The sequence below is a fragment of the Paenibacillus sp. J22R56 genome, assembly GCF_056269375.1.
In genome coordinates, this window is record NZ_JBWDNV010000015.1 from 51,822 (window position 1) to 77,007 (window position 25,186).

23 protein-coding genes are annotated in these 25,186 nt (G+C 48.4%); all 23 read left to right on the forward strand.

From position 1 onward, the window contains the following. Positions 1 to 20: 20 nt before the first annotated feature. The 23 genes from AC0YNT_RS29020 to AC0YNT_RS29130 all read left to right on the forward strand — a co-directional run bounded on the left by AC0YNT_RS29020 (position 21) and on the right by AC0YNT_RS29130 (position 24,963). Positions 21 to 1,565, forward strand: a complete 1,545-nt coding sequence (locus tag AC0YNT_RS29020; RefSeq protein WP_475807735.1) for an ABC transporter ATP-binding protein — start codon at positions 21 to 23, stop codon at positions 1,563 to 1,565. 6 nt (positions 1,566 to 1,571) lie between these two features. Then, entirely contained in the window at positions 1,572 to 2,666 is a 1,095-nt protein-coding gene (locus AC0YNT_RS29025) for an ABC transporter permease (RefSeq protein ID WP_441896740.1), read from the forward strand. Next, the gene (locus AC0YNT_RS29030) at positions 2,663 to 3,625 is read left to right on the forward strand and encodes an ABC transporter permease (RefSeq protein ID WP_475807736.1); all 963 of its coding nucleotides are present in this window, start codon (positions 2,663 to 2,665) and stop codon (positions 3,623 to 3,625) included. Before AC0YNT_RS29025 ends, AC0YNT_RS29030 begins: the two co-directional genes overlap by 4 nt. Before the next feature lie 245 nt (positions 3,626 to 3,870). Further along, a complete protein-coding gene (gene nadA / locus AC0YNT_RS29035; RefSeq protein WP_167282690.1) occupies positions 3,871 to 4,809 on the forward strand; it encodes a quinolinate synthase NadA in 939 nt (312 codons plus the stop codon). Between the two features lie 43 nt (positions 4,810 to 4,852). Next, positions 4,853 to 6,469, forward strand: coding sequence for an L-aspartate oxidase (gene nadB, locus AC0YNT_RS29040; protein WP_475807737.1), 1,617 nt, complete (start codon positions 4,853 to 4,855; stop codon positions 6,467 to 6,469). Next, complete coding sequence (gene nadC, locus AC0YNT_RS29045; protein WP_475807738.1) at positions 6,462 to 7,346, forward strand: carboxylating nicotinate-nucleotide diphosphorylase; 885 nt, start codon at positions 6,462 to 6,464, stop codon at positions 7,344 to 7,346. The genes nadB and nadC overlap by 8 nt, the downstream gene beginning before the upstream one ends. Then, a complete protein-coding gene (locus AC0YNT_RS29050; RefSeq protein WP_441896732.1) occupies positions 7,343 to 8,113 on the forward strand; it encodes a type III pantothenate kinase in 771 nt (256 codons plus the stop codon). The genes nadC and AC0YNT_RS29050 overlap by 4 nt, the downstream gene beginning before the upstream one ends. A 4-nt stretch (positions 8,114 to 8,117) precedes the next feature. Further along, the gene (gene hslO, locus AC0YNT_RS29055) at positions 8,118 to 9,017 is read left to right on the forward strand and encodes an Hsp33 family molecular chaperone HslO (protein WP_475807739.1); all 900 of its coding nucleotides are present in this window, start codon (positions 8,118 to 8,120) and stop codon (positions 9,015 to 9,017) included. 18 nt (positions 9,018 to 9,035) lie between these two features. After that, complete coding sequence (locus tag AC0YNT_RS29060) at positions 9,036 to 10,010, forward strand: peptidylprolyl isomerase (protein WP_475807740.1); 975 nt, start codon at positions 9,036 to 9,038, stop codon at positions 10,008 to 10,010. 157 nt (positions 10,011 to 10,167) lie between these two features. Next, positions 10,168 to 11,106: a cysteine synthase A gene (gene cysK / locus AC0YNT_RS29065; protein ID WP_475807741.1), complete on the forward strand. Its 939-nt coding sequence runs from the start codon at positions 10,168 to 10,170 to the stop codon at positions 11,104 to 11,106. 107 nt (positions 11,107 to 11,213) lie between these two features. Continuing rightward, on the forward strand, positions 11,214 to 12,779 hold the full coding sequence (locus AC0YNT_RS29070; RefSeq protein ID WP_475807742.1) for an anthranilate synthase component I family protein: 1,566 nt from the start codon (positions 11,214 to 11,216) through the stop codon (positions 12,777 to 12,779). A gap of 33 nt (positions 12,780 to 12,812) precedes the next feature. Then, the gene (gene pabA, locus AC0YNT_RS29075) at positions 12,813 to 13,394 is read left to right on the forward strand and encodes an aminodeoxychorismate/anthranilate synthase component II (RefSeq protein WP_475807743.1); all 582 of its coding nucleotides are present in this window, start codon (positions 12,813 to 12,815) and stop codon (positions 13,392 to 13,394) included. Further along, on the forward strand, positions 13,391 to 14,272 hold the full coding sequence (gene pabC, locus AC0YNT_RS29080) for an aminodeoxychorismate lyase (RefSeq protein ID WP_475807744.1): 882 nt from the start codon (positions 13,391 to 13,393) through the stop codon (positions 14,270 to 14,272). The genes pabA and pabC overlap by 4 nt, the downstream gene beginning before the upstream one ends. After that, positions 14,269 to 15,135 (forward strand): dihydropteroate synthase, encoded by an 867-nt coding sequence (gene folP / locus AC0YNT_RS29085; RefSeq protein ID WP_475807745.1) that lies wholly within the window; start codon positions 14,269 to 14,271, stop codon positions 15,133 to 15,135. Before pabC ends, folP begins: the two co-directional genes overlap by 4 nt. 63 nt (positions 15,136 to 15,198) lie before the next feature. Then, complete coding sequence (gene folB, locus AC0YNT_RS29090) at positions 15,199 to 15,585, forward strand: dihydroneopterin aldolase (protein WP_475807746.1); 387 nt, start codon at positions 15,199 to 15,201, stop codon at positions 15,583 to 15,585. Continuing rightward, positions 15,563 to 16,114, forward strand: a complete 552-nt coding sequence (folK, locus tag AC0YNT_RS29095) for a 2-amino-4-hydroxy-6-hydroxymethyldihydropteridine diphosphokinase (protein WP_475807747.1) — start codon at positions 15,563 to 15,565, stop codon at positions 16,112 to 16,114. Before folB ends, folK begins: the two co-directional genes overlap by 23 nt. Then, positions 16,066 to 16,275, forward strand: a complete 210-nt coding sequence (locus AC0YNT_RS29100; RefSeq protein ID WP_475807748.1) for a helix-turn-helix domain-containing protein — start codon at positions 16,066 to 16,068, stop codon at positions 16,273 to 16,275. The genes folK and AC0YNT_RS29100 overlap by 49 nt, the downstream gene beginning before the upstream one ends. Positions 16,276 to 16,405: 130 nt before the next feature. After that, on the forward strand, positions 16,406 to 17,422 hold the full coding sequence (gene dusB, locus AC0YNT_RS29105; RefSeq protein WP_475807753.1) for a tRNA dihydrouridine synthase DusB: 1,017 nt from the start codon (positions 16,406 to 16,408) through the stop codon (positions 17,420 to 17,422). A 263-nt stretch (positions 17,423 to 17,685) separates the two neighbouring features. After that, the gene (gene greA, locus AC0YNT_RS29110; protein WP_167282663.1) at positions 17,686 to 18,162 is read left to right on the forward strand and encodes a transcription elongation factor GreA; all 477 of its coding nucleotides are present in this window, start codon (positions 17,686 to 17,688) and stop codon (positions 18,160 to 18,162) included. Positions 18,163 to 18,344: 182 nt separating this feature from the next. Further along, the gene (lysS, locus tag AC0YNT_RS29115; protein WP_208420615.1) at positions 18,345 to 19,874 is read left to right on the forward strand and encodes a lysine--tRNA ligase; all 1,530 of its coding nucleotides are present in this window, start codon (positions 18,345 to 18,347) and stop codon (positions 19,872 to 19,874) included. Positions 19,875 to 20,087: 213 nt separating this feature from the next. Further along, positions 20,088 to 23,516 carry a phospholipid carrier-dependent glycosyltransferase gene (locus AC0YNT_RS29120; protein ID WP_475807749.1) on the forward strand — a complete coding sequence of 1,143 codons (3,429 nt, stop codon included), beginning with the start codon at positions 20,088 to 20,090 and terminating at the stop codon, positions 23,514 to 23,516. A 24-nt stretch (positions 23,517 to 23,540) separates the two neighbouring features. Continuing rightward, positions 23,541 to 24,527, forward strand: a complete 987-nt coding sequence (locus AC0YNT_RS29125; protein ID WP_475807750.1) for a glycosyltransferase family 2 protein — start codon at positions 23,541 to 23,543, stop codon at positions 24,525 to 24,527. Beyond that, positions 24,517 to 24,963: a GtrA family protein gene (locus tag AC0YNT_RS29130; protein ID WP_475807751.1), complete on the forward strand. Its 447-nt coding sequence runs from the start codon at positions 24,517 to 24,519 to the stop codon at positions 24,961 to 24,963. The genes AC0YNT_RS29125 and AC0YNT_RS29130 overlap by 11 nt, the downstream gene beginning before the upstream one ends. Positions 24,964 to 25,186 lie beyond the last annotated feature (223 nt).

The window sequence follows — 25,186 nt, forward strand, 5'->3', positions numbered from 1 at the left end:
ACCGGGGGGATGATGAAGGTATGGACCGGAGCACAACGGCTGTTGAACTAAAAGGGATTACGAAGCGTTTTCCAGGATTAGTGGCCAATGACAACATCAATTTTGAATTAAAAAAAGGCGAGATTCATGCTCTGCTTGGCGAGAACGGCGCGGGCAAATCCACCCTAATGAATATTCTGTTTGGCTTGTATCAGCCGGAAGAAGGCGAGATTTGGGTAAATGGCAACAAAACCGTTATTGACGGGGCAGGTAAGGCGATTGAACTTGGGATCGGCATGGTCCATCAGCATTTCAAGCTTGTACAGCCGTTTACGGTAGCGGAAAATATCGTGCTTGGCAACGAACCGTCTAAGTTTGGATTTTTAAAATATAAAAAAGCAAATGTAAAAGTTCGAGAGCTCTCCGAACGTTATGGATTGAAAGTAGAGCCGCAAGTGCGGATTAAAGATATTACGGTGGGCATGCAGCAACGGGTCGAGATTCTAAAAACCTTGTACCGCGGTGCAGATATCCTGATCTTCGACGAGCCTACAGCGGTGCTGACGGTACAGGAAATTGAAGAGCTTATTCAAATTTTGCGCAACCTGTCGGCTGAAGGCAAATCAATCATTCTCATTACCCATAAGTTGAAAGAGGTTATGGCGCTTGCGGATACCGTAACGGTTATCCGAAGAGGTAAGGTCATTCGTACCCTTCCAACCTCAGAAACAAATGAACGGCATTTGGCTGAATTGATGGTCGGCAGAGACGTCACCTTCGAAGTCGAGAAATCGAAACAGGAGCCTGGCGATGTTGTGCTGTCCGTTGATTCGCTTCGTATGAAAGGTGATCAAGGGAAACAGGTGCTGGATGGTATCAGCCTTGATGTACGAGCTGGCGAGATTCTCGGTATTGCAGGTGTAGACGGGAACGGACAAAGTGAACTGGTTTATGCGATTACTGGAATGAGAGGCTTGTCAGGCGGGAGTGTTAAGATGAACGGCCAGGATATTACGAATCGCTCGCCGCGCCAAGTGTCACTCTCCGGTGTAAGCCATATTCCAGAGGATCGTCATAAGCATGGTCTGGTGCTTGATTTTACACTAAGTGAGAACATGATTCTGGGCAGTTACTTTGATCCGCAATTCGGAAAGAACGGTTTTATCGATTTCAAGGCGATGGATGTACTGGCAGATAAACTTGTTAATGAGTTTGATGTCCGTGGTTCAGGTATTCATGCGAAAGCCCGGTCCTTGTCAGGCGGTAACCAGCAGAAGGCGATCATCGCTCGGGAGCTGTGGAAAAACCCAGATCTCTTGATAGCTGTACAGCCTACACGGGGCCTTGATATAGGTGCAATTGAGTACGTACATAAACGGCTCATTGAAGCACGTAACCAAGGAAAAGCTATTCTGCTTATTTCATTTGAGCTGGATGAACTGTACTCCTTATCCGATCGAATTGCCGTTATGTACGAAGGCCGCTTAATGGGTGAAGTCGATGCTGATCATCGTGATGATCAACAGCTTGGCCTGATGATGGCTGGTGATGCAGCAGCAGCTGCTACAGCAGAAGGGAGGGGATAGTACGATATGAATACGATGAGAAAAATATTCGACAAGTCATCCTTTCTGGTGCCGCTTGTCGCAATCATTCTAGGTCTCATTTGCGGCGGGCTTGCTATGCTCGCCGGCGGGTATGATCCGATTCTGGCTTACTCCTCTCTCGTGAAGAAGCTGTTTGGCAGCCCTTACGACATCGGTGAAGCGATTCGTGCCATCACACCACTTATTTTTACAGGGATTGCAGTAGCATTTGCTTTCCGTACGGGCCTCTTCAATATCGGCGCAGAAGGCCAGTTTATGATGGGGATGACAGGAGCCACGATCGTTGGGGTTACTCTTGATTTGCCATGGTATCTCCATGCACCTCTTGCGATTATCGTTGGTGGTCTGTTTGGCGGCTTGTGGGCGGCGCTCTCCGGTTATTTGAAAGCTGCACGTGGTGTAAACGAGGTTATTTCCTCGATTATGCTGAACTGGATTGCGCTTTTCCTCTCCAACTATATCGTGGGTACATATCTCGTTATGGAAGGTCAGCAGAAATCGAAGCCGATTCATGAGTCGGCACTTGTATCGATCAAATGGCTGTCCGAAAGTATGGGTAATGCCCGTATGCATTGGGGAACATTATTTGCGATTATTGGCTTAATCGTCTTTTATGTGATCTTGTGGCGTACGAAAAAAGGTTATGAGCTTCGTGCAGTGGGTCTCAACCCAAATGCTGCGCTATATGCCGGAATGAACGTTAACCGTACAATCATCACTTCGATGTTTATCAGCGGCGTGTTCGCAGGTCTTGGCGGCGTCTTCGAGATTCTAGGTGTGTTCGGCTACCAGACGGTAATGGCTGCATCATGGGGGTATGGGTTTGACGGTATCGCTGTAGCTCTTCTTGGTGGCAATACACCGATTGGCGTATTCCTTGGTGCCGTGCTGTTCGGCGGCTTAAGCTATGGTTCGGCGGGTATGAGCTTTGGTGCAAATGTACCGCCTGAGATTGTTCGTATCGTTATTGGTTCGATTATCTTCTTCGTCGCTTCGCATGGTTTGGTGAAATTCTTCCTCAAACCATTTATGATTCGCCGTTCGAATAAAGGCAAATCGGAAGGAGGCGGTGCACGATGAACGCATTAGATACAATTGGTCAATTAATAAGCATTACGCTTGTCTTCTCGACAGCGCTTATCTTCACAGGCCTTGGTGGACTCTTCTCAGAGCGTTCGGGTGTCATTAACATCGGTCTTGAAGGTCTTATGATATCAGGCGCATTCGCTGCAGCCGTTATCTCTGACCAAGCTATTCAAGGCGGTATGAAGCATGGCGCTCCTTGGATGGGGCTTATTGCCGGTCTTGTCTTTGGTGTAATCGTCTCATTGCTGCATGCCGTAGCAACGATTACGTTCCGTGCAGACCAGACCATTGTTGGGGTCGTTATTAATATCTTGGCAGCGGGTCTCGCTATTTATCTGACCAAGAACTTGTACGAAGGCTCTGGACAGACTCCAACACTGGAGTACGTGTTTAATCCGGTTGCTATACCAGGCCTCTCTGATATTCCATTGCTGGGTAAAGGGATCTTCACCGCTTATCCAACAACTTATATTGTGATTGGCGTTGTTATTCTCAGCTACTTTGTGCTGTACCGTACGACCTTCGGCCTTCGTCTGCGTGCTGTAGGCGAGCATCCGAGCTCGGCGGACACAGTCGGAATCAGCGTAACCAAATACCGTTATATCGGCGTTATGCTGAGCGGCGCTTTAGCTGGTCTTGGCGGCGCAACAATCGCGCTCACGACAACAAGCAACTTTGCTCATAACACGATTTCCGGACAAGGCTTTATTGCGATAGCGGCTGTTATTTTTGGAAAATGGAATCCGCTTGGCGTTGCTGGTGCGGCGATCTTCTTCGGGATGGCGCAGGCACTTCGTAACTGGGCACAGTTGTTCGAATGGTCGCATCATATTCCGAATGAGTTCTTCTATATGCTGCCGTATTTACTGACCCTTATTGTTCTGGCAGGAGCAGTGGGACGTTCGTCAGCACCTAGTGCGCTTGGTGAACCATACGATCCAGCGAAAAGGTAAGGAAGCTCGTTTTTTACACTTAGCCCTCTTCTCCGTCCTTATGCGAAATTCGCAGGCGGTAAAGAGGGTTTTTTCTTATTTAATGCATTGACAGCATCCTGCACGTGGAGTAAATTAAACCTTAACAAATCAATCACATTTAAGCCATTGACTTGACTGAGTTTGTGCATCAATTCACAAAGTCGGTAAGCCATTAATCGGAATGGGACTCACCGCCCATCCCTCATAAGAGGAGAGGATCAACTGTGGAAGCGCTGGCGCTGGAACGCAAGGCGGAACAGAATCGTGAACTGCGTGAAAGGCTCATGCAATTAAAGAAAGAACGAAATGCAATCATTCTGGCTCATTACTATCAACGGGATGAAATTCAAGAGGTTGCGGATTTCCGCGGGGATTCGTTCTTGCTCGCTCAGAAGGCTGCAGAGACTGATGCGGATGTTATCGTCTTTTGCGGGGTTCATTTTATGGGAGAAAGCGCGAAAATTCTTGCTCCTAACAAAACGGTTATTATTCCTGACGAACGTGCAGGATGCCCGATGGCAGACATGGTTAACGTGGAAGGACTGCGCAAGCTGAAAGCACAGCATCCTAACGCAACTGTTGTCACTTATATCAATTCTTCAGCAGACATTAAAGCGGAGACGGATATTTGCTGTACATCTGCGAATGCCGTTAAAGTGGTGAACTCGGTAGAAGGCGATGAAGTGATCTGGGTACCAGACAAAAACCTGGGCCATTATGTGCAGCAGAATACCGACAAGAAGATGATCATCTGGGAAGGCTACTGCAACACGCATGATATGCTGACGGTGAAAGACGTTGAGGAGATGAAGGCGAAATACCCGAACGCGCAATTCGTTGTGCATCCGGAATGCCGTCCTGAAGTTGTAGAGCTTGGCGATTTTGTCGGCAGCACAACAGCTATTCTTAAATATTGCAAGGAATCGGATTGTCAGGAGTTTATCGTTGGTACAGAAGACGGTACTGGTTACCAGCTTCGTCTGGACAGCCCGAACAAAACATTCCATTTTGCATCCAAATATTTGGTTTGTCCAAACATGAAGGTGAACAACTTGAAGAAGCTGGTAAAATGTCTCGAAACCATGCAGCCTCAAATCTACGTTCCAGAACATGTTGCGGAACAAGCCCGTAAGTCCCTGGAGCGCATGTTACTCGTAAAATAGGAGGAGCATGCGCTACTCCTATGCTTGGAGGCGCAATAATAATATGATACCAAGATACCTCGTTGACCTGTCGTTAGAGGACTTGCCCGTTATAGAGAAGGACGTACTTGTAATCGGGGCCGGCATTGCCGGTCTTTTTACCGCATTATTGGCAAGTGAGAAGAACCATTCTGTCTTAATGATTACGAAAAAATCTTTGCTCGACAGCAATACGCGTTACGCTCAAGGGGGTATCGCTGCGGTTATTTCGGATGACGATTCACCAGCCTATCATCGCGAGGATACGCTTATTGCAGGCGTAGGTCTTTGCTCGGAAGATGCAGTTAATGTCCTTGTCCATGAGGGTCCTGAAGGCGTCAGCAATCTCATCAGCATGGGCACACAGTTTGACCTTGAGAACGGTGTATTTGCGCTTACCAAGGAAGGGGCGCATAGTCAGCGCCGTATTCTTCATGCGAACGGAGACGCAACAGGTTTTGAGATCGTACGCGCTTTGTCGGAGAAAGCAACAGCGGATCCAGGCATTGATGTGTGGGATGATCATTTTGTCATCGACCTCGTCACGCAGGATGGTGAATGCTGTGGGGCGATCGTTCAGAAGCCTGACGGGCAGCGTCTATATGTGCGGGGTAAAGCGACCATCTTATGTTCCGGTGGAACAGGCCAGCTGTATCGTTATACGACTAATCCGGATGTAGCAACTGGCGATGGTGTTGCTATGGCTTACCGTGCAGGTGCCCTCATTCAAGATATGGAATTTGTTCAATTCCATCCGACTTCTCTTTGTTATCCGGGTGCACCACGCTTCCTCATCTCTGAGGCAGTTCGGGGCGAAGGAGCGATTCTGCGTAATATCCGGGGAGAACGTTTCATGGATCGTTATCATGCTCAGCTTGAGCTTGCACCTCGTGATGTTGTCGCACGCGCTATTGTCAGTGAGATGGAAGAGACAAAGTCGACGTTCGTGTATCTTGATGTGACGCATGAATCGGCCGATATGGTGAGGCATCGTTTCCCGAATATCTATGAATTCTGTCTGCAGTATGGGCTGGACCTGACGACGGACTGGATTCCGGTTGCACCTGCTGCCCATTATATGATGGGTGGAGTCAAAACCGATTTAAACGGGGAAACCAATATAAGAAGATTGTTTGCATGCGGGGAAGTATCGTCTACCGGTGTTCATGGAGCGAACCGTCTTGCGAGCAATTCATTATCAGAAGCAATTGTTTTTGGCAAACGCATTGTTGATAGCATTATTAAGCTTTCGGAGCTGGAAACAAAACCGGTAATCGAAGTGGAGCAGCCGCGCAGCAGTGCGCCAATGCAGGCCGTTGTTGAGAAGCGGCTCAAGCTGCAGAAGATTATGGTTCGATACGCTGGTCTTCGCCGTAACGCTCAAGGTCTTGAGAGAGGTCTTGAAGAGCTGAAGCGGCAGCTGCCATTCTTCCAATCGGTTCTGACGAAGCGGGAGGAATACGAATTTGCCAACCTGCTGACCTGTGCGATTCTAACAACTGAATCAGCACTGCAGCGGGAAGAAAGCCGGGGTGCGCATAGCCGGGAGGATTTCCCGGAGAAGAACGACGCAGTATGGCGCAAGCATACCATTCTGCACCGGCTGCAAGGAATGACAGAGGAGCGAATTATTCATGTTTGATACAACGTTCGGCACCTATAATCACGCCCTGCGCGAACTGATCCGCAGCTGGCTGGCTGAAGATATCGGAAGCGGCGATATTACAACAGCGACGACAATACCGATGGGTTCGCAGTCAACTGCGGTTATCCATGTGAAGGAGAGCGGCATTATTGCCGGCCTTCCAGTTGCCCGTCTCGTATTCGAAGTAGTTGATGCATCGCTTCAGTTCGAAGCGAAAGTCAGCGACGGCGAATATGTAGAGAAAGGAACCGTTATTGCCACTGTTGAGGGAAGCACACATAGTTTACTGACCGGGGAACGTCTCGCGCTGAATTTGATGCAGCGGCTGTCGGGTATTGCGACGAAGACCAATACTTTTGTTGCAGCACTTGAGGGCTTGCCGGTACGGCTTGTCGATACACGCAAAACAACGCCAGGTCATCGGATGCTGGAGAAGTATGCGGTCCGTGTTGGCGGAGGAGCTAATCATCGCTTTGGTTTATATGACGCCGTAATGATCAAAGATAATCATATTAAAGGTGCAGGCGGCATTCGCCAAGCTGTCGAAGCATCACGTGCCGCAATTCCTCATACAATGAAGATCGAGGTAGAAACAGAATCCTTTGAGCAGATTGAAGAAGCACTCGCATGTGGCGCGGATATTATTATGCTCGATAATATGGCACCTGCGTTGATGACGGAAGCTGTGAGTCGTATTAAAGCCCATTCTCCGCATGTTATCGTTGAAGCATCGGGTAATGTAAGGCTGGATACCGTTCGTACGATTGCGGCCTGCGGAGTAGATGTTATTTCTGTTGGTGGATTAACTTACTCGTTTAACGCGCTTGATATAAGTCTTGATTTGAATGCGAAAAAAGGGGGCGCTCCTACGTGATCTTAGTTATCGACGTCGGTAATACGAACATCGTTCTGGGCGTCTATAAGGGTAAGGAACTGCTTCATCATTGGCGGCTTAGCACGAACCGTTCGGCAACTGTGGATGAGTATGGCATGAACATGCACAATCTGTTCCATTATGCGGGTATTCGGATGGAGCAGATCGAAGGCGTTATTATTTCCTCGGTTGTTCCGCCGCTGATGCGTGCGCTTGAGCAGCTGTGCATGAAATATTTGCGCAAGACACCACTAGTCGTTGGTCCTGGTATTAAGACAGGCCTTAATATCCGTTATGAAAATCCGCGTGAAGTTGGCGCAGACCGGATTGTGAACTCGGTCGCAGGTATTGTGAAATATGGCGCACCGCTTATCGTTGTTGATTTTGGTACAGCGACGACCTTTGATTATATTGATGCTTCCGGCAGCTATCTGGGTGGAGCTATTGTACCAGGCATCGGCATTTCGACAGAGGCGCTGTACCAGCGTGCGGCTAAGCTGCCGCGTATTGAGCTGGTGAAGCCGAAGAGCGTCATTGGCCGCAACCCAGTTACTTCGATGCAGGCAGGTATTATCTACGGATACGCTGGACAAGTAGATGGTATCGTCAACCGAATTCGAAAAGAATTTCAAGTAAGTCCACGCGTTGTCGCAACAGGCGGACTAGCAGAGTTAATTAGTTCGGAATCGGAAACGATAGAAGAAGTTGATCCACTTCTGACGTTAGAGGGATTACGCATTATTTATGAACGGAATCAGGAGGGATAGAAGAATGGAGCAGTTACCAGACGTACTCGTTCGGGGTACGGCGTGGGGAGGTAAAATTCGCGTATTTGCAGCCCGCACTACCCAGCTTGTATCTGAGCTTCAGCGTCGCCATCAGACGCTGCCGACAGCAACGGCCGCATTTGGTCGCACGGCAACAGCAGCAGCCATAATGGGTGCGATGCTGAAAGGTGAAGAGCAGCTGACTGTTAAAGTAAAAGGTGACGGTCCAATCGGTCAAATCGTCGTTGACGCTAATGCACATGGTGAAATACGGGGTTATGTCGATAACCCGGATGTGCTGCTTCCTAGTAATGAGCACGGCAAGATCGATGTCGCTGGCGGCGTCGGCCGTAATGGATACATTCATATTATTAAGGACCTTGGTCTTAAGGATCCTTATCTCGGCAGTGTACCGATCATTTCGGGCGAGCTGGCTGAAGATTTCACCTATTATTTTGCCGTATCGGAGCAAACACCTTCCGCAGTTGGACTTGGCGTGCTTGTAGAAGCAGACGGCAGCGTTATTCATTCTGGTGGATTTATTGTACAGATCCTGCCTGGACTAACGGATGAGGAGATTACCCGTCTCGAGCAGGCTGTTGGTGCGATGCCTCATGTGACGAAGCTGCTTGAACAAGGAGAGACACCAGAAGGAATACTGCGTAGGCTTGTAGGTGATGAGCTGCATATCCATGATTCGCTGGATTTGAAGTTCCAGTGTAAATGCTCGCAAGAGCGGGTGGAGCAGACACTGATCAGCCTTGGAGTATCGGAGCTGGAGCAGATTATTGAGGAAGATGGCAAGGCAGAGGTAGTCTGCCATTATTGCAACGTGGCTTATACGTTTGACCCGGTACAGCTGAAGCAGCTGATTGATCAGGCAAAGCCAAAGCTTGTGCAATAACGCGGGGGCATTGGGGAAATGAAGAAATACGGGGTAATAAAAGCAGTTGTCGTTCTTCAAGCGATTTGTATGATTGTCCTAAGCGTGGCTGTCATTGTGAAGCTGTCTCCGTTCTCGGATGATCCTGAGCAGCATGATCCTGATTCGGAGACAAAGGCACAGACGGGTGAAACGCCAAATGATTCGGATTCTGTGCGAAGCGATGGCATTGCGGCTACGGTGGGAGGCATCCCAATTACAACGGCTGAGCTGGAGAACCAGCTTGAGAAGCAATACGGTAACACCGTGCTTCGAACGATGATGGTTCACAAGGCGATTGATCTAGAAGCAAAGGCTCAGCAGATAAGCGTAACCTCTGAAGAAGAGGACCGGGAGCTGGCTTCGATGATCGAAGGATACGATAGCGAAGATGTTTTTTATAATGTGATGCAGGAACAGCTTGGCATGTCGAAGAATGATGTACGGGAAGATGTCAGATATCGCTTGCTGCTTGAGAAAATCGCTGTCTTAACGGTCGATTTGTCCGAGGTGGAGATCGAGAATTACATAGCAGCGAATCAAAAGCAATTCGCCGATCGGCTTAGGCTGCATCTGCAGTGGATTGTAACGGACACAGCGCAAGAGGCAAATGATGTGCTCGATCTTTTATCAGACGGTGCCTCATTTGATGAGTTAGCAAGCACTTACTCAATGGACAGCAACACATCTGATTCCGGCGGAGATCTAGGTCTTATCGATTCGGATGATCCTTTCTATGACGCTGATCTGCTCGATGAAGCAAGCCGGCTTCAGACAGGAGAGACAACAGGTCCTATTAAGGTCGAGGATGGATATGCAGTAATCCGCTTAATCGAACGGCAGAAAACGGAAGGCCTGACCGGTCATGTTCTGTATGAAAAGGCACGGCAGGATTTGGCGCTTTCCAAAGCCAAGCCGCTTAATGAGATTGAGGATAATTTACTTCACAAATACGACGCGACAACTACCCCTTAGAGCACTAATATAATCATCGAGAAGCCGCCCCCGGGCGGCTTCTCCCTTTTCTTGTAAATTCAAGAAAGAAACTATTGACAACGGATATAAGAGATTGATAATATGATATTAGGAAAAAACCAACTAAATTAGTCGGAATAAGGAGGCAATTATTCTCATGGCTAGAATTGTAAACAGCGTAACTGAACTCATCGGTGACACACCGCTTGTCCGTTTGAACCGTCTTGTGCCAGAAGATAGCGCCGAAATTTATGTTAAACTTGAATACCAAAACCCAGGTGCAAGCGTTAAAGACCGTATTGCAATCAGCATGATCGAAGTTGCTGAGCAAGAAGGCCGTCTGAAACCAGGCGATACAATCGTTGAGCCTACCAGTGGTAACACAGGTATCGGTCTTGCAATGGTAGCAGCAGCTAAAGGCTACAAAGCGATCCTTGTTATGCCTGAGACAATGAGCATTGAGCGCCGCAACCTGCTTCGCGCTTATGGTGCAGAGCTTGTTCTGACTCCGGGTTCCGAAGGTATGAACGGTGCTGTTCGCAAAGCAGAAGAGCTGGCGAAAGAGAATCCTTCGTATTTCATTCCACAACAATTCAAGAACCAAGCGAACGTAAAAGTTCACCGCGAAACAACAGGTCCGGAAATCGTTGAAGCGATCAACTCCCTCGACGGCAAGCTGGATGCATTTATTGCGGGTATCGGTACTGGCGGTACGATTTCGGGTACAGGTGAAGTATTGAAACAGAACTTTGATGGCATTAAAATCTATGCAGTTGAACCAGCTGCGTCTCCGATCCTGTCGGGCGGCAACCCTGGTCCTCACAAAATCCAAGGTATCGGTGCTAACTTTGTACCTGATATTCTGAACCGTGAGATTTATGACGAAGTTATTACCGTTGAGAACGAAGAAGCATTCGAATATGCTCGTCGCGCTGCGAAAGAAGAAGGTATCTTGTGTGGTATTTCTTCCGGTGCTGCGATCTTCGCTGCACTCAAAGTAGCGAAAGAACTGGGCAAAGGCAAACGTGTTATCGCGGTTGTTCCTTCGAACGGCGAACGTTACCTGTCCACGCCATTGTTTAACTTCGAGAACTAATATAGATCTACTTATAGGAGCCCCCATTCCTTGGAATGGGGGCTTTTTGACGTTTACGGGGGCTTTTTGTATACTTAGCAAATCATACCTGATCGGAGGAAATGAATATGTTCACCGCACCCCAGCAGTGGGCCTTATGGCAGGCGGAACGAAAATATACGACCCTACCTTTGTTAAAGCGTATTCCGCTTGGATCGGTTACGGTCGACTCCTGGGAGTCGGCATGGCGCGCGGCTTCTCCACATGCTTTTGTATTAGAAAGTGGTAAGGACGGTCGTTACACATATTTAGGCTTGCGCCCGGAAGGCGTTATTCGCGGGAAAGGGCTGCATGCACAATCGGAAGAGTGGGATTTGCAAGGTCATGTTCTGGCGGAACAAAGCTGGGAAGGCAAGCCTCTCGAGATTATGCGCCGTTGGATGGAGCCTTATCGGTCTCCAAAGCTTGCGGATGGGCCTAAATGGACGGGGGGGTGCGTAGGCTATTGGAGCTACGATGTGGTCCGTTCGATTGAGCGTCTGCCAGAGCTTTCGGAGGATGACACAGGACTTCCGGATTATTTGTTCCTGCGCATGAACAGGATCTGGATTGTGGATCAGCAGGAGAAAATGCTGTATTGTGCTGTCCATACGGCTGTTAATGGAGAAGAAGATGATGAGCAGCTCAAAGCCTGCTATGAGAAAGCAGCGGTACAAGCCGATGAGATGGTGGCATTCTGGCAGGAGCACATTCAGCAGCAGAATGGCGAGGCTGCATCGATTAGCGAGGAGCGGAGACGGTTTCTGGAAGGCGACAGTCTGCATATCGATGTGGAGTCGGTAGAGGGTATCACTTCACCCTTCCGCAAAGAAGCTTTTATGGATGCTGTGCAGCGTATTCAGCAGTACATCAGCCAAGGTGATGTATTCCAGGTGAATCTGTCTCAAAGGCAGAGCCGGGAAGTTGCTGCCTCACCAGAGGAGTTATATGAGTGGCTTCGTATTTTTAATCCTTCACCGTACATGGGATTCTTGCGTTGTCCCGACTTCCAGCTTGTCTCAGCTTCTCCTGAACTGCTAGTCGAGCAGAATGGCAATAAGCTGGCATCACGGCCGATTGCAGGCACACGCCGCCGCGGCAGATCGGAGACTGAAGACTTGTTGATGGCGGAGGAGCTCCGTACAAGCGAGAAGGAGCGGGCGGAGCATATCATGCTCGTCGATCTTGAGCGTAACGACCTTGGGCGTATATCGGAATTTGGTACGGTGAAAGTCGAAGAGCTGATGGTTATCGAATATTACTCCCATGTTATGCACTTGGTGTCCCAGGTGGAGGGACGTTTGGCGGAAGGCAAGGATGCCTTTGACGTCATCGCGGCGACATTCCCGGGAGGAACGATCACTGGCGCACCGAAAATCCGCACCATGGAGATCATTGAAGAGCTTGAGCCGGTCCGGCGTGGACCTTATACGGGATCGCTTGGATGGATTGACTATAATGGCGATATGGAATTTAATATAATTATAAGAACGATGGCGGTGAAAGACGGTATCGTACATATCCAGGCGGGAGCAGGAATCGTCATTGATTCCGATCCGGAGCGGGAGTATTACGAATCGTTAAATAAAGCGAAGGCATTATGGAAGGCGATTCAGTATAGTGAACGATTTGCAGAGCGGACAAGCCGGACATAATGCAGGGCGATACACAAAGGGGGAGCAGGAGCGATGATTCTAGTAATTGATAATTATGATTCGTTTACGTACAACTTGGTGCAGTATTTAGGTGAATTGGGTGAAGAGGTTGTTGTAAAGCGGAATGACGAGATTGATCTTGCTGGTATTGAAGCGCTGAAGCCCGACCATATCCTGATCTCGCCTGGGCCTTGCTCTCCGAATGAAGCAGGCATCAGCCTGTCGGTTATTGAGCATTTCAAAGGTGTTATTCCGATCTTTGGTGTATGTCTTGGCCATCAGTCGATTGGACAAGCATTTGGCGGTGACGTGGTGCGCGCGGAGAAACTGATGCACGGCAAAACATCTGAAATTTTGCATGATGGCAAGACGATCTTTGAAGGAATTCCATCCCCTTATACAGCTACTCGTTACCACTCATTAATTGTGAAGCGTGAGACGCTTCCGGATTGCCTCGAGATTAGTGCAGAAACGGCGGAAGGCGAAATTATGGGACTGCGCCATAAAGAATATCCGATTGAAGGCGTACAGTTCCATCCTGAATCAATCATCACGCAGCATGGACATGCGATGCTGCGCAATTTCTTGAAACGCAAGGCGGGCGCGGCGCGATGAAGATCGCGCTGAACGGAACGGTAATGGAATCTGGCGAAGCTGTGATCTCGATTTATGATCACGGCTTTTTGTACGGTATGGGATTATTTGAGACGTTCCGGACCTACGGCGGCAGGCCGTATTTGCTGAAGCAGCATATGGAACGGCTCACGGCGGGCTGTGAGGCTATCGGTATCCGATATAATCCGGATCTGAACGCGCTGCAAGCAATGATTACAACTCTATTGGAAGCAAATGGGCTCAATGAAGGGTATATCCGTCTCACGGTCACGGCAGGTATAGGCGAGCTTGGACTTCCAAGCAGCGATTATGAGCAGCCGACCGAGCTTATGCTCGCTAAAGCCCTTCCGCCTCATAATGAACGGTTGTATGACGAAGGTAAGGAATTACGTCTGCTGAAGACAGTAAGGAATACCCCGGAAGGGGCACTTCGTTTAAAATCACTCCATTATATGAACAATATAATTGCAAAGCGGGAATTGCTGGCAAGTGGTGCATCCCCTTCGGCAGAAGGACTTATGGTAAGTCATGAGGGTCTACTCGCCGAAGGTATCGTGAGCAATCTGTTTTTTGTGCAGGACGGCATTATATATACCCCTTCAACGGATATTGGCATTTTGCCGGGAATTACGAGGCAGCGGGTAATCGAGCTCGCACGTGAGCGGGGATATACCGTTCGGGAGGGGCACTATTTGTATGATGAGCTTCTGGCTGCGGAGGAAGTCTGGCTGACGACTTCCATTCAGGAGCTCGTACCGGTTACGCGGTTAACCGATGAGGCAGGCAGCAGCGTTGTAGTTGGTAACGGATCGGCGGGACCAGTGCTGCGTGAGCTGCTGCTTGCTTATCGCCAAGATACGGAGGAGGGGCAACGATGAGCGAATGGGAACAACAAGGCTATAAGCCAACCTTCTGGAATAGAAGCTATGAACTAGGCGGCGGTATCAAGCTGGAGCTTGGGAAGCGGACGCTTATTATGGGGATCTTGAATGCTACGCCGGATTCCTTCTCGGATGGCGGGCGTTACAATCACGCGGAGGCTGCGGCTGCGCGTGCAGCCGCTATGGTAGAGGAGGGCGTCGATATTATCGATATCGGTGCCGAATCTACGCGCCCCGGCTTTGAGCCGGTCAGCGTAGAGGAAGAGCTTCGCCGCCTGCTGCCCGTGATACGGGCTGTACGCGAAGCAGCGCCGCACGTGCCGATTTCTATCGACACGTACAAGGCAGATACCGCACGCCAGGCGCTAGAAGCGGGAGCGCATATTATTAACGACATCTGGGGTCTGAAGTATGACCCCTTTATGGCGGCCGTTGCGGCCGAGTATGGCTGTCCCGTTATTATCAGCCATAACCGCCCAGCCCGGGACTACAGTGATCTTGTCCCGGATGTGCTCGCCGACCTGCAGTCGAGCGTGGCTATAGCGCTTCAAGCTGGCGTTGAAGCAAGCCAGATTTGGCTCGACCCGGGTCTTGGCTTCGCCAAAGACCATGAAGACAACCTCGAATTTATGGGCCGATTGTCGGAACTAACAGAGCTTGGGTACCCGGTGCTACTGGGTACCTCGCGCAAACGGTTCATCCGGCAGACGCTGGACCTGCCGGTAGATGATCTGGCGGAAGGTACAGCGGCGACAACGGCGCTAGGTATTGCACAAGGCTGTCAAATCGTGCGCGTACATGATGTACGTGCCAATAAGCGGACGGCGATGATGACCGACGCCATCATGTACCGCAAGTAAATGCGCTGACAGCGGTGGCGATGCTCGCCGCCGTTCTAATAGAAAGCGAGGAATCGGAACGCAATGGACAGCATGATAATGAAGGGCATACAATTTTACGGCTATCACGGTGTTTTTCCCGAAGAAAATCGGCTTGGACAGAAGTTTATCGTCGACCTTGATCTAAAGCTCGACCTGGAGCAAGCGGCGGCAACTGATGACTTGGAGGCAACCATAAACTACGCTGAGCTGTACGAGCAGGTCAGATCCGTCGTGCAGGGCAAGCCTTATAAATTAATTGAAGCTTTAGCTGGCGGCATTGCAACGCGGGTTTTGGAAGCTTATACTATGATAAATGAAGTGACGGTTCGCGTAACAAAGCCAAATCCGCCGTTTGAGATTCATTTCGACGGAGTTACAATTGAGCTCCGCCGCAAGCGGGATGGGAATGGACGTGTTGTTCGTGCCTAACACGATTACTCAGGCGTATATTGCACTTGGCTCCAATCTTGGTGATCGCGAGGAACTGCTCAGGCAGGCGGTAGAACATCTTGAGCAGCAGTCTGGCGTTCAGATTGTTAAAGTATCTGGTATTTACGAGACAGACCCTGTCGGGTATACGGATCAGCCTGCTTTTCTTAATATGGCCGTGTCTGTTAAGACTTCTCTTACACCAAATGAGCTGCTTCATGCGTTATTTGATGTTGAACAGCTTCTTGGCCGTGTTAGAGATATTCGTTGGGGACCTCGCACCATAGATCTAGATCTGCTGTTATATGGAGATGTAACGATGGATGATGAGGAGCTTACGCTGCCTCACCCCCGTATGATGGAGCGGGCATTCGTGCTTGTACCACTTAGGGATGTCATCGACTCGTCGCATCCTCTGCAGGACCCGGTTTCGGCCTCTGCAGCAGCGGCGCTTCAGGATGGAAAGGAAGGCATCACGTTATGGAAAATCATCAATTGGCTCAGCGAGTCCGGGCGTTCCGGAAGCTGAAGGGTTACACCCAGCAGGAGCTGGCGAAGGTATTAGGCGTATCCGTAGCGGTTCTGGGATCGCTGGAGCGGGGAACACGTAAGCCTGATACGCGGCTTCTGACGAATATAGCGAATACGTTAGGCATCAGCTATGAAGAATTAATGGATACGGAATCATAACGTACCTTTCATATGACGAACTAGACTTCATCATTTATTAGAGCTCTTGCTTTCGAAGCAAGAATAACCACTAATGGTTTGGATTTAGCCATTTAGGTGGTTATTCTTTTAAGGAGGAGAGATGAACAGCATGTTGAAAATCGGAGATATTGAGATGAAAAACAAAGTCGTGCTAGCGCCGATGGCTGGCGTCTGCAACCCGGCTTTCCGTCTCATTGCCAAAGAGTTTGGAACCGGTCTAGTATGCGCAGAGATGGTCAGCGACAAGGCGATCTTGCACGGCAACAAGCGCACGATGGAAATGCTCTTCGTAGATGAGCGGGAGAAGCCGCTTAGTCTGCAAATTTTCGGCGGCGACCGCGAGTCGCTCGTGGAGGCAGCGAAAGTTGTCGATCAACAGACCAATGCCGATATTATTGATATTAATATGGGCTGTCCGGTACCTAAAGTGACAAAATGTGATGCAGGTGCCCGCTGGCTGCTTGATCCGAATAAAATTTATGAAATGGTCTCGGCTGTTACCGCTGCAGTCAGCAAGCCGGTTACGGTTAAAATGCGGATCGGCTGGGATGATGAGCATATCTTTGCTGTCGATAACGCGAAAGCTGTCGAAAGCGCAGGCGGCAAAGCTGTCAGCGTGCATGGACGGACTCGTGAGCAGCAATACACAGGTAAGGCAAATTGGGACATTATTCGTGATGTGAAGCAAGCGGTCTCCATTCCCGTTATTGGTAACGGTGATGTTTTCTCGCCGGAAGATGCCCGCCGCCTGCTTGAACATACTGGCTGCGACGGTGTTATGATTGGCCGTGGCGCGCTTGGCAACCCGTGGATGCTGTACCGTACTATTCAGTACTTATCGACAGGCGAACTGATGCCGGATCCGCTTCCACGTGAGAAGATGGAAGTTGCCATCCTTCATATGGACCGTCTTGTCGCGCTCAAGGGCGAAGCAACTGCGGTGCGTGAGATGCGTAAGCATCTGGCTTGGTACTTGAAAGGACTTCCTGGCGCAGCTCGCGTGAAGGATGTCATTATGGAAGAAACAGGCCGCGACAAGCTTGTCGAAATACTGGATCAATACATTTCTTCTTTGGATGAAGAAGAGTTGGCCTCTATTGCCGGCGGTTCCCAAACCGCTCATTAAGAAGGAGAGAGGATCATCGGCCCCTAAGCCGTTGGTCCTCTCAATCTAATCTCCTGTAAAGCGGTTACAGCGGCATATTTGGCTTTGATTGACATTCGGGGTATCTTTGAAATATAATCTTGCAATATACATCAACGACATCGTCGTTTCCGCGCTGACTGCCCCGCAACTTGGCATGAGGAACGGGGAATGCAATATATTAAATAACAGTGAAATTCATACAACTGTATGAATAATATGTCACACGACAGGAGAATCGGAAGATGGGCGATAAGGAAATCATTCTGACTCAGGACGGTTTAAAGAAACTTGAAGAGGAACTGGAAAACCTCAAGTCGGTCAAGCGTCGTGAAGTAGCGGAACGTATCAAAATTGCGATCGGTTATGGAGATATCAGCGAGAACTCGGAATATGAGGACGCGAAGAATGAGCAGGCCTTTATTGAAGGCCGTGTCATCACCCTTGAGAAAATGCTCCGCAATGCGCGGATTATTAATAATGATGAGATCGTTACCGATTCGGTAAGTATTGGATCGGTTGTAACGGTGGAAGATTTGGAATTCGGTGATACAATGGAATATGCAATCGTAGGTTCAGCCGAGTCCGATCCTCTTCGAAACAAGATTTCGAATGAGAGCCCGGTAGGCAAAGCGATTTTGGGCAAGAAAAAGGGTACAGTCGTGGACGTAAGCGTTCCTGCCGGCATTATTCAATATAAAATCGTCGATATCAAAAAATAAGGTTTGCACTGCCACTTGCGTATATTTTCGGAAAGCTTCCTTAGTGGAAGCTTTTTGAACGTTAAATATAAGAAAGTATAAGCTTCTCTATACTATGCTTATATTTCACTCGCGAAACGTCTGCTGCCCTTCCAATGGAAGGTGCAGCCGTTTACGCTTGAGCAGTGCCTTTAATTTAGGAGATGAATGAAGTGGATCAGCAAAACACGGGAGTGGAACAAGAGCAAGAACTAAGCGAACTTCTGCAAATCCGCAGAGACAAATTGGACGAGCTGAGAGCACTTGGCGTCGATCCATTCGGCGGCAAATTTGAGCGAACGCATAATGCGAAGGATATTATTGCCGCTTATGAGGCGCTAAGCAAAGAAGAGCTGGAAGAGAAAGCGATTAAGGTAAGCATTGCTGGCCGTATTATGCAAAAACGCGGCATGGGTAAAGCATCGTTTGCTCATATCCAGGACCTTTCTGGCAAAATCCAAATTTACGTCCGCAAAGATACCGTTGAAGCGAACAAATACGCTGCTTTTGAAATGCTGGATATCGGTGATATCGTTGGCATCAACGGCGTTGTGTTCAAGACAAATACGGGCGAAGTTTCAGTTAAAGCACATGAAGTGGAAGTGCTGACGAAGTCGCTTCTTCCGCTGCCTGATAAATATCATGGTCTGAAAGACGTAGAGCTGCGCTACCGCCAGCGTTATGTTGATCTGATCGTGAACCCGGATGTTCAGCAAACCTTCATCGCACGTTCCCGAATTATCCAATCGATGCGCCGTTACCTTGACTCCAAGGGCTATCTCGAAGTTGAGACGCCAACTCTGCATTCCATTGCAGGCGGAGCTGCGGCACGTCCATTTATTACTCATCATAATGCGCTTGATATGCAGCTCTATATGCGTATCGCGATTGAGCTTCACCTGAAACGTCTGATTGTTGGTGGTCTGGAGAAAGTATACGAGATCGGTCGTGTATATCGGAATGAGGGTATTTCGACTCGCCACAATCCAGAATTTACGATGATCGAGCTGTACGAGGCTTATGCTGACTACAAAGACATCATGTCGCTCACTGAGAACTTGATTGCACACATTGCACAAGAAGTACTTGGTACGATGAAAATCACTTATCAAGGACAAGAGATTGACCTGACGCCAGAATGGCGCCGCGTGTCGATGGTGGATCTGGTTAAGGAAGTAACTGGTGTTGACTTCAGTGTTGAAATGACCGACGAAGAAGCTCATGCCCTTGCGAAGGAGCATAAAGTGCCGGTTGAGCCTCATATGACGTTTGGCCACATCTTGAATTCCTTCTTCGAGACACATTGTGAGCATACGCTTATTCAGCCGACGTTTGTTACAGGCCATCCGGTTGCGATCTCGCCGCTGGCGAAGAAGAACCCGGTTGATCCGCGTTTCACAGACCGCTTCGAGTTATTTATTGTTGCGCGTGAGCATGCGAATGCCTTTACCGAGCTGAATGATCCAATTGACCAACGCCAACGCTTTGAAGCTCAACTGGTAGAGAAGGAACAAGGCAATGACGAAGCGCATGAGATGGACGATGACTTCATCCGCGCCCTTGAGTACGGCATGCCGCCTACAGGCGGACTTGGCATTGGTGTTGACCGCCTCGTTATGCTGCTTACAGATGCTCCTTCGATCCGCGATGTTCTGTTGTTCCCGCATATGCGCGAGCAGCGTCAAGGCGAATAAGATTAAGATGAAGTAGACAACAGCACCGCTTGGACTAACTGGTCCGGGCGGTGCTTTTTCATTACCATGGGGCCGCTTATCTTTGTAAAGACATCAATAGTAGTTTTATCACGATAGCTGTACACATTGACATTTGATAGGGAAAGTGAGAATGTATTTTACAGGAAAAAGGATGCTTGTTCGAAACTTATCGTTCGAGGTGAATCGCGGAAAATGTGGAAGCTACGTGCTATTATAGGTTTGTTATTTGTACTCGTCATTGGACTTTTACCTGCGATAACCGGCTATGCTGCCGCTGCTGCCGAGGGAAGTAGCACAACCGGATTAGGCAATATTGCTACAGAGGCCTTCTCGCCGATCATCTCCTTGGAGCCGGTTCAGTCTAGTTCAGCAGTACCGCAAGAGAAGACCGTGGATCCGAAGAAAATATCTGCGTTCCCGGTGTTAGCCGTATCCGCGTTATTTGGTGCGTTGTTTGCATACTTGTACGGCAGGTGGCTGCGTGCTCGGGAATTCTCTTCCGGAGGGAAGTTTATTGCACCGGGGAGCAAGCCATCCATGAATGGCATGCGAATTGCACTTCTTGCTGCATTTGCCTTCCGGTTTTATATTGCGGTTTCAAACCCTGGTTATACGAATGATATTAATACGTTTATATTTTGGGCGAACCATGCCTACACAGATGGGTTAAGTCACTTTTATCAGGAAGGGCTGTTTGCCGATTACCCTCCGGGTTATATCTATGTGCTGTATGTACTTGGAGCCATACAATCATGGGCGGGAATAGATTCCGCCAGCGATGCAGCTTTGTTACTCTATAAACTGCCGGCTATTGCAGCCGATCTTATCACAGGTTATATGATATACCGCACCGCTCAGAAAAAACTTGATCATCGGGCGGCATTTGGGCTGGCAATGCTCTATATCTGGAACCCTGCCGTCTGGATTAACTCGGCTGGATGGGGACAGGTCGATTCCTTCTTCGCTCTGATTTTGGTGTTTGCGATTCGTGCCATTACAAACGGTAGGCTGGAACGCGGCTCGATCTGGTTTGCTCTCGCTGTTCTTGTGAAGCCGCAAGCGCTTATTTTTTCTCCCGTTATGCTGCTTGCTTATGGATATAACCTTAAAGCGTGGAAGCGTGTTGCTGCTGGCATCGGTTATGGGGCTGTTACCTTTCTCCTGCTCGCCGCACCGTTTATATGGAATAACGGTGGACTACATGCTCTCTACAATTTGTATAAGTCGACGTTATCTTCTTACCCCTATGCCACACTGAACGCATTTAATCTATACGCGTTAACCGGAGGGAACTGGGCGAAGCTGGATCAGCAGTGGCTTGGTCTTCAATACGCAACATGGGGCAATGTCGGAATTGTTTTTGCGACAGTCGCTTCCATTCTCTTTTTTGCAGCTCGCAAGCAGCAGAAGGACTTGTCGGGTTCCTTCTATATGGCGATGATCCTGATCGTTACCGTATTTATGTTTGCTGCCAAAATGCATGAGCGCTATATGTTTCCTGCTCTTCTTCTAATGATCTTTGCTTATATCGAGGCAAAAGACCGCAGAATTCTGCATTTGCTGTTTGGATTTAGCGTGACCCATTTCATTAATGTTGGTTACGTTCTGGCATTCAGCCAGGCGAATGCTTTCTTGCCTTCCTCAGACGGCATTCTCATTGTGACTTCACTTTGCAATGTTGGTTTGTATATTTACATGCTTTATATCGGCTATGATAGATATATTAGGGGGCAGCAGCTTGCGGTTCCCGTCATTACGAAGGCAGAGCTCGAGCGTTCAGAAGAGCATTTGCTGCAAGGTGTGCGGGCTGAAAGTGAACCTCCTAAGCGCAGGTTTCAACGTAAGGATTGGCTGTGGATGTCCATCATTACGGTCATCTATGCGGTAATTGCACTGTCAAACCTAGGCTCAACCGTTAGTTTCGACAGCGGCTGGAAGGCTGACCGTGATGGTCAAAGTTTTTATGTGGATTTCGGCAAGCCGGTACAAATCAGCCAAGTGAACAGCTTTAACGGAGTTGGCGTTGGCAAGTACAAATGGGAGTTTAGCAGCAGCACACCGGATCAATGGAGTAACTCGATCGAAATCGAGCAAAAGGTCGGCGATAACCTGAAATGGACGGTTAACCCGATCAATCAGACTGTCCGGTATGCGAAGCTGACGGTTACCAAGTGGGGCTTTACGATGCAAGAGGCAGCCTTTTATTCAGAAGGCAGTGATCAGCCGCTTCCTATTCAACAGATTGTTGATGTAGACGGTACTGATCAAGCGGATAAAGCTCTGCAAGGTAGTCGATTATTCGATGAGCAATCAAACGCTGTTTATAAGTCTACCTATAAAAACAGTTCTTATTTTGATGAGATCTATCATGCACGCACGGCTTATGAGAACCTCCATGGAATAAAAGCTTATGAAAATACACATCCGCCGCTTGGCAAGCTGTTAATTGCGGTTGGCATTAAGCTGTTTGGCCTTAGTCCATTTGGCTGGCGGATTGTGGGTACCCTGTTTGGTATAGGTATGCTGCCAATCATTTATCTGTTTGCTCTGCAGCTATTCCGCAAAACCGGGTATGCAGCAACGGCAACGATATTGTTCGCAGCAGATTTTATGCACTTTACGCAAACACGTATTGCTACAATTGATGTCTATGGTGTCTTTTTCATCATGCTGATGTTCTACTTCATGAATAAATACAGAGAAATGAGCTTTTACCGGTCACCGCTTCGGAAGACGCTTGTACCTTTATTCTGGGCCGGCTTGCTGTTTGGGATCGGGGTAGCATCCAAATGGATTGTCATTTATGGCGGGGCTGGACTTGCGGTTATGCTGGCTCTTGTACTTATTGAACGATATAGAGAGCAAGCTGCCGCAAGACGAATCCTTAAAAGTCGTGACGAGGGAGCCTCTTCACGTAATGATGACCTATACCAGGATGCAGCCCGCAGTTTCGTGTGGAATACCATTTTGACCCTTGCAAGCTGCGTTGTCTTTTTCGTCGTTATACCACTCATCATTTACTGCTTGTCCTACATTCCGGTTCTTGATGTTAAAGGGGATACGTATACGGCAGAGCGATTGGTTGAGTACCAGGAACATATGTATGATTATCACAGTAAGCTTGTCGCAACCCATCCTTATTCCTCACAGTGGTGGGAGTGGCCATTTATGAAACGTCCGGTCTGGTATTACAACGGTAAAAATCTCGATCATGCAGGGGATGTCTCCTCCATCTCGGCGTTTGGCAATCCACTCATTTGGTGGACAGGGATTTTCGCGGTTATTGCGGCATTTTATATAAGTATTAAGCGTAAGGACAAACGGATGTACGTTTTATGGATCGCTTATTTATCGCAGTATCTGCCATGGATGCTCGTTCCGCGATTAACGTTTTTATATCATTATTTTGCGATGGTGCCTTTCATGATCCTTGCCATCGTCTATATCTTTACACGCTTCGAGGACGGACGGGACAATAGAAAATGGATTCGCTGGCTATACGCTGGTATAGCGGTTGTCCTATTCATCATGTATTATCCAGTTATTTCTGGTATGGAAGTAAGTAAAGATTACGTTATGATCGCACTGCGGCACTTTGATTCATGGGTCTTTTACAGTTGATGATTTCGGAAGGGGTATACGAGCATGAGGGCAAAATACAGCATTATCGTGCCGATGTATAACGAACAGGAAGTGATTCACCATACGTACGCCAAGCTCAAAGAAGTGATGGACGGGTATGGTGAACCTTACGAGCTCGTATTTGTTAACGACGGCAGCCGGGATCAAACAGTTGAAATCGTCGAGGCGATCTGCCAAGAGGACAATCATGTAAAGCTGGTCAACTTCTCACGCAACTTTGGCCATCAGATAGCTATTACCGCCGGTATGGACTACGCGCAGGGTGAGGCCATTATTATTATTGATGCCGATCTGCAGGATCCGCCGGAGGTTATGCTAGATATGATCGAGAAGTGGAAGGAAGGATATGAGGTCGTTTACGGTAAACGGCTGAAGCGCAAAGGCGAAAGTGCCTTCAAGAAAATAACGGCTATGCTCTTCTATCGTACAATGAGAAGTATGACAAACTTCGATATTCCGATGGATACAGGAGATTTCCGGTTAATAGACCGTAAAGTATGCGATGTACTGCGCGGTCTTAAGGAGAAGAATCGTTTCGTGCGTGGTCTGGTGAGCTGGGTAGGCTTCCGGCAGACGATGGTGGAGTATGTCCGCGAGGAACGTTTTGCAGGGGAAACCAAATATCCGCTTAAGAAAATGATTAGCTTCGCCCTGGACGGCATCACATCCTTCTCTTATAAGCCGCTCAAAATTGCAACCTATATCGGTTTTGCTCTTTCGGCTTCGAGCTTTGTTTATTTGCTGGTCGTACTGTGTCAGCGTCTGTTTACTTCAACCACTCAACCGGGATGGACAACAATCGTAGCCATTAACCTGTTGTTTAACGGGATCATTCTTATGCTTCTTGGTTTAATTGGTGAGTACATCGGTCGTATCTACGACGAATCCAAGAATCGCCCCTTATATATTGTCAGGGAAGCACGTGGATTCACCGAGGACAAGGAGCAGGAGGACAAGCTGAAAGAGAAGGAACGTGAGTATGTCCATTGAGGGATTAGAGCAGCAGACTGAAGTGCGAAAAAATCGAGTTGGCGCTATAAAGCAATTTGTTTTATTCAATATAATAGGGCTGTTAAATACGCTTGTGGACTTCATTGTGTACAGCATCTTGGTGTGGGCGGGACTTTATGTTCTCCCCGCACAAGCCATTTCCTACAGTGCTGGTATGGTGAACAGCTATACACTTAACTCCCTGATCACCTTTAAGGGAGATAGGAGTCGAACCAGTGAATCAAAATTTGACCGGCGCAGGGTCGTTCGTTTTATTATTCTGAATGCAGCTGTTCTAGGAGTATCTATGCTGCTCCTATATGAGTTAACCGAGGTAATGGGAGTTGGGCCTTTATTAGGAAAGTTAGTAGCTACCGGAGTAACGGTTATCCTTAACTTTGCGGGCAGTAAGTGGTGGGTATTCCGAGAGGCTTAAAGCTCAAGAAAATCAATTTTAAAAAAAGTGAAAAATAATGCTTGCAATCTACTAGGCGGACGTGATATATTATCTAAGTCGCCGCTGAAACAAACGGCCGACAAACGAAAAGAAATTGTTCTTTGAAAACTGAACAACGAGCAAAACTGCCCCGTTAGAAATAACGGAAAAAGCGATAAAAACAAGTTTGAGCAAGTCAAACACCATTTCATGGAGAGTTTGA

Bases quoted from the DNA above. Each gene is read 5' to 3' on its own strand.
- AC0YNT_RS29020 (WP_475807735.1), top strand. From the start codon at position 21: ATGGACCGGAGCACAACGGCTGTTGAACTAAAAGGGATTACGAAGCGT.
- AC0YNT_RS29025 (WP_441896740.1), top strand. From the start codon at position 1,572: ATGAATACGATGAGAAAAATATTCGACAAGTCATCCTTTCTGGTGCCG.
- AC0YNT_RS29030 (WP_475807736.1), top strand. From the start codon at position 2,663: ATGAACGCATTAGATACAATTGGTCAATTAATAAGCATTACGCTTGTC.
- nadB (WP_475807737.1), top strand. From the start codon at position 4,853: ATGATACCAAGATACCTCGTTGACCTGTCGTTAGAGGACTTGCCCGTT.
- nadC (WP_475807738.1), top strand. From the start codon at position 6,462: ATGTTTGATACAACGTTCGGCACCTATAATCACGCCCTGCGCGAACTG.
- hslO (WP_475807739.1), top strand. From the start codon at position 8,118: ATGGAGCAGTTACCAGACGTACTCGTTCGGGGTACGGCGTGGGGAGGT.
- AC0YNT_RS29060 (WP_475807740.1), top strand. From the start codon at position 9,036: ATGAAGAAATACGGGGTAATAAAAGCAGTTGTCGTTCTTCAAGCGATT.
- cysK (WP_475807741.1), top strand. From the start codon at position 10,168: ATGGCTAGAATTGTAAACAGCGTAACTGAACTCATCGGTGACACACCG.
- AC0YNT_RS29070 (WP_475807742.1), top strand. From the start codon at position 11,214: ATGTTCACCGCACCCCAGCAGTGGGCCTTATGGCAGGCGGAACGAAAA.
- pabA (WP_475807743.1), top strand. From the start codon at position 12,813: ATGATTCTAGTAATTGATAATTATGATTCGTTTACGTACAACTTGGTG.
- pabC (WP_475807744.1), top strand. From the start codon at position 13,391: ATGAAGATCGCGCTGAACGGAACGGTAATGGAATCTGGCGAAGCTGTG.
- folP (WP_475807745.1), top strand. From the start codon at position 14,269: ATGAGCGAATGGGAACAACAAGGCTATAAGCCAACCTTCTGGAATAGA.
- folB (WP_475807746.1), top strand. From the start codon at position 15,199: ATGGACAGCATGATAATGAAGGGCATACAATTTTACGGCTATCACGGT.
- folK (WP_475807747.1), top strand. From the start codon at position 15,563: ATGGACGTGTTGTTCGTGCCTAACACGATTACTCAGGCGTATATTGCA.
- AC0YNT_RS29100 (WP_475807748.1), top strand. From the start codon at position 16,066: ATGGAAAATCATCAATTGGCTCAGCGAGTCCGGGCGTTCCGGAAGCTG.
- dusB (WP_475807753.1), top strand. From the start codon at position 16,406: ATGTTGAAAATCGGAGATATTGAGATGAAAAACAAAGTCGTGCTAGCG.
- greA (WP_167282663.1), top strand. From the start codon at position 17,686: ATGGGCGATAAGGAAATCATTCTGACTCAGGACGGTTTAAAGAAACTT.
- lysS (WP_208420615.1), top strand. From the start codon at position 18,345: ATGAATGAAGTGGATCAGCAAAACACGGGAGTGGAACAAGAGCAAGAA.
- AC0YNT_RS29120 (WP_475807749.1), top strand. From the start codon at position 20,088: ATGTGGAAGCTACGTGCTATTATAGGTTTGTTATTTGTACTCGTCATT.
- AC0YNT_RS29125 (WP_475807750.1), top strand. From the start codon at position 23,541: ATGAGGGCAAAATACAGCATTATCGTGCCGATGTATAACGAACAGGAA.
- AC0YNT_RS29130 (WP_475807751.1), top strand. From the start codon at position 24,517: ATGTCCATTGAGGGATTAGAGCAGCAGACTGAAGTGCGAAAAAATCGA.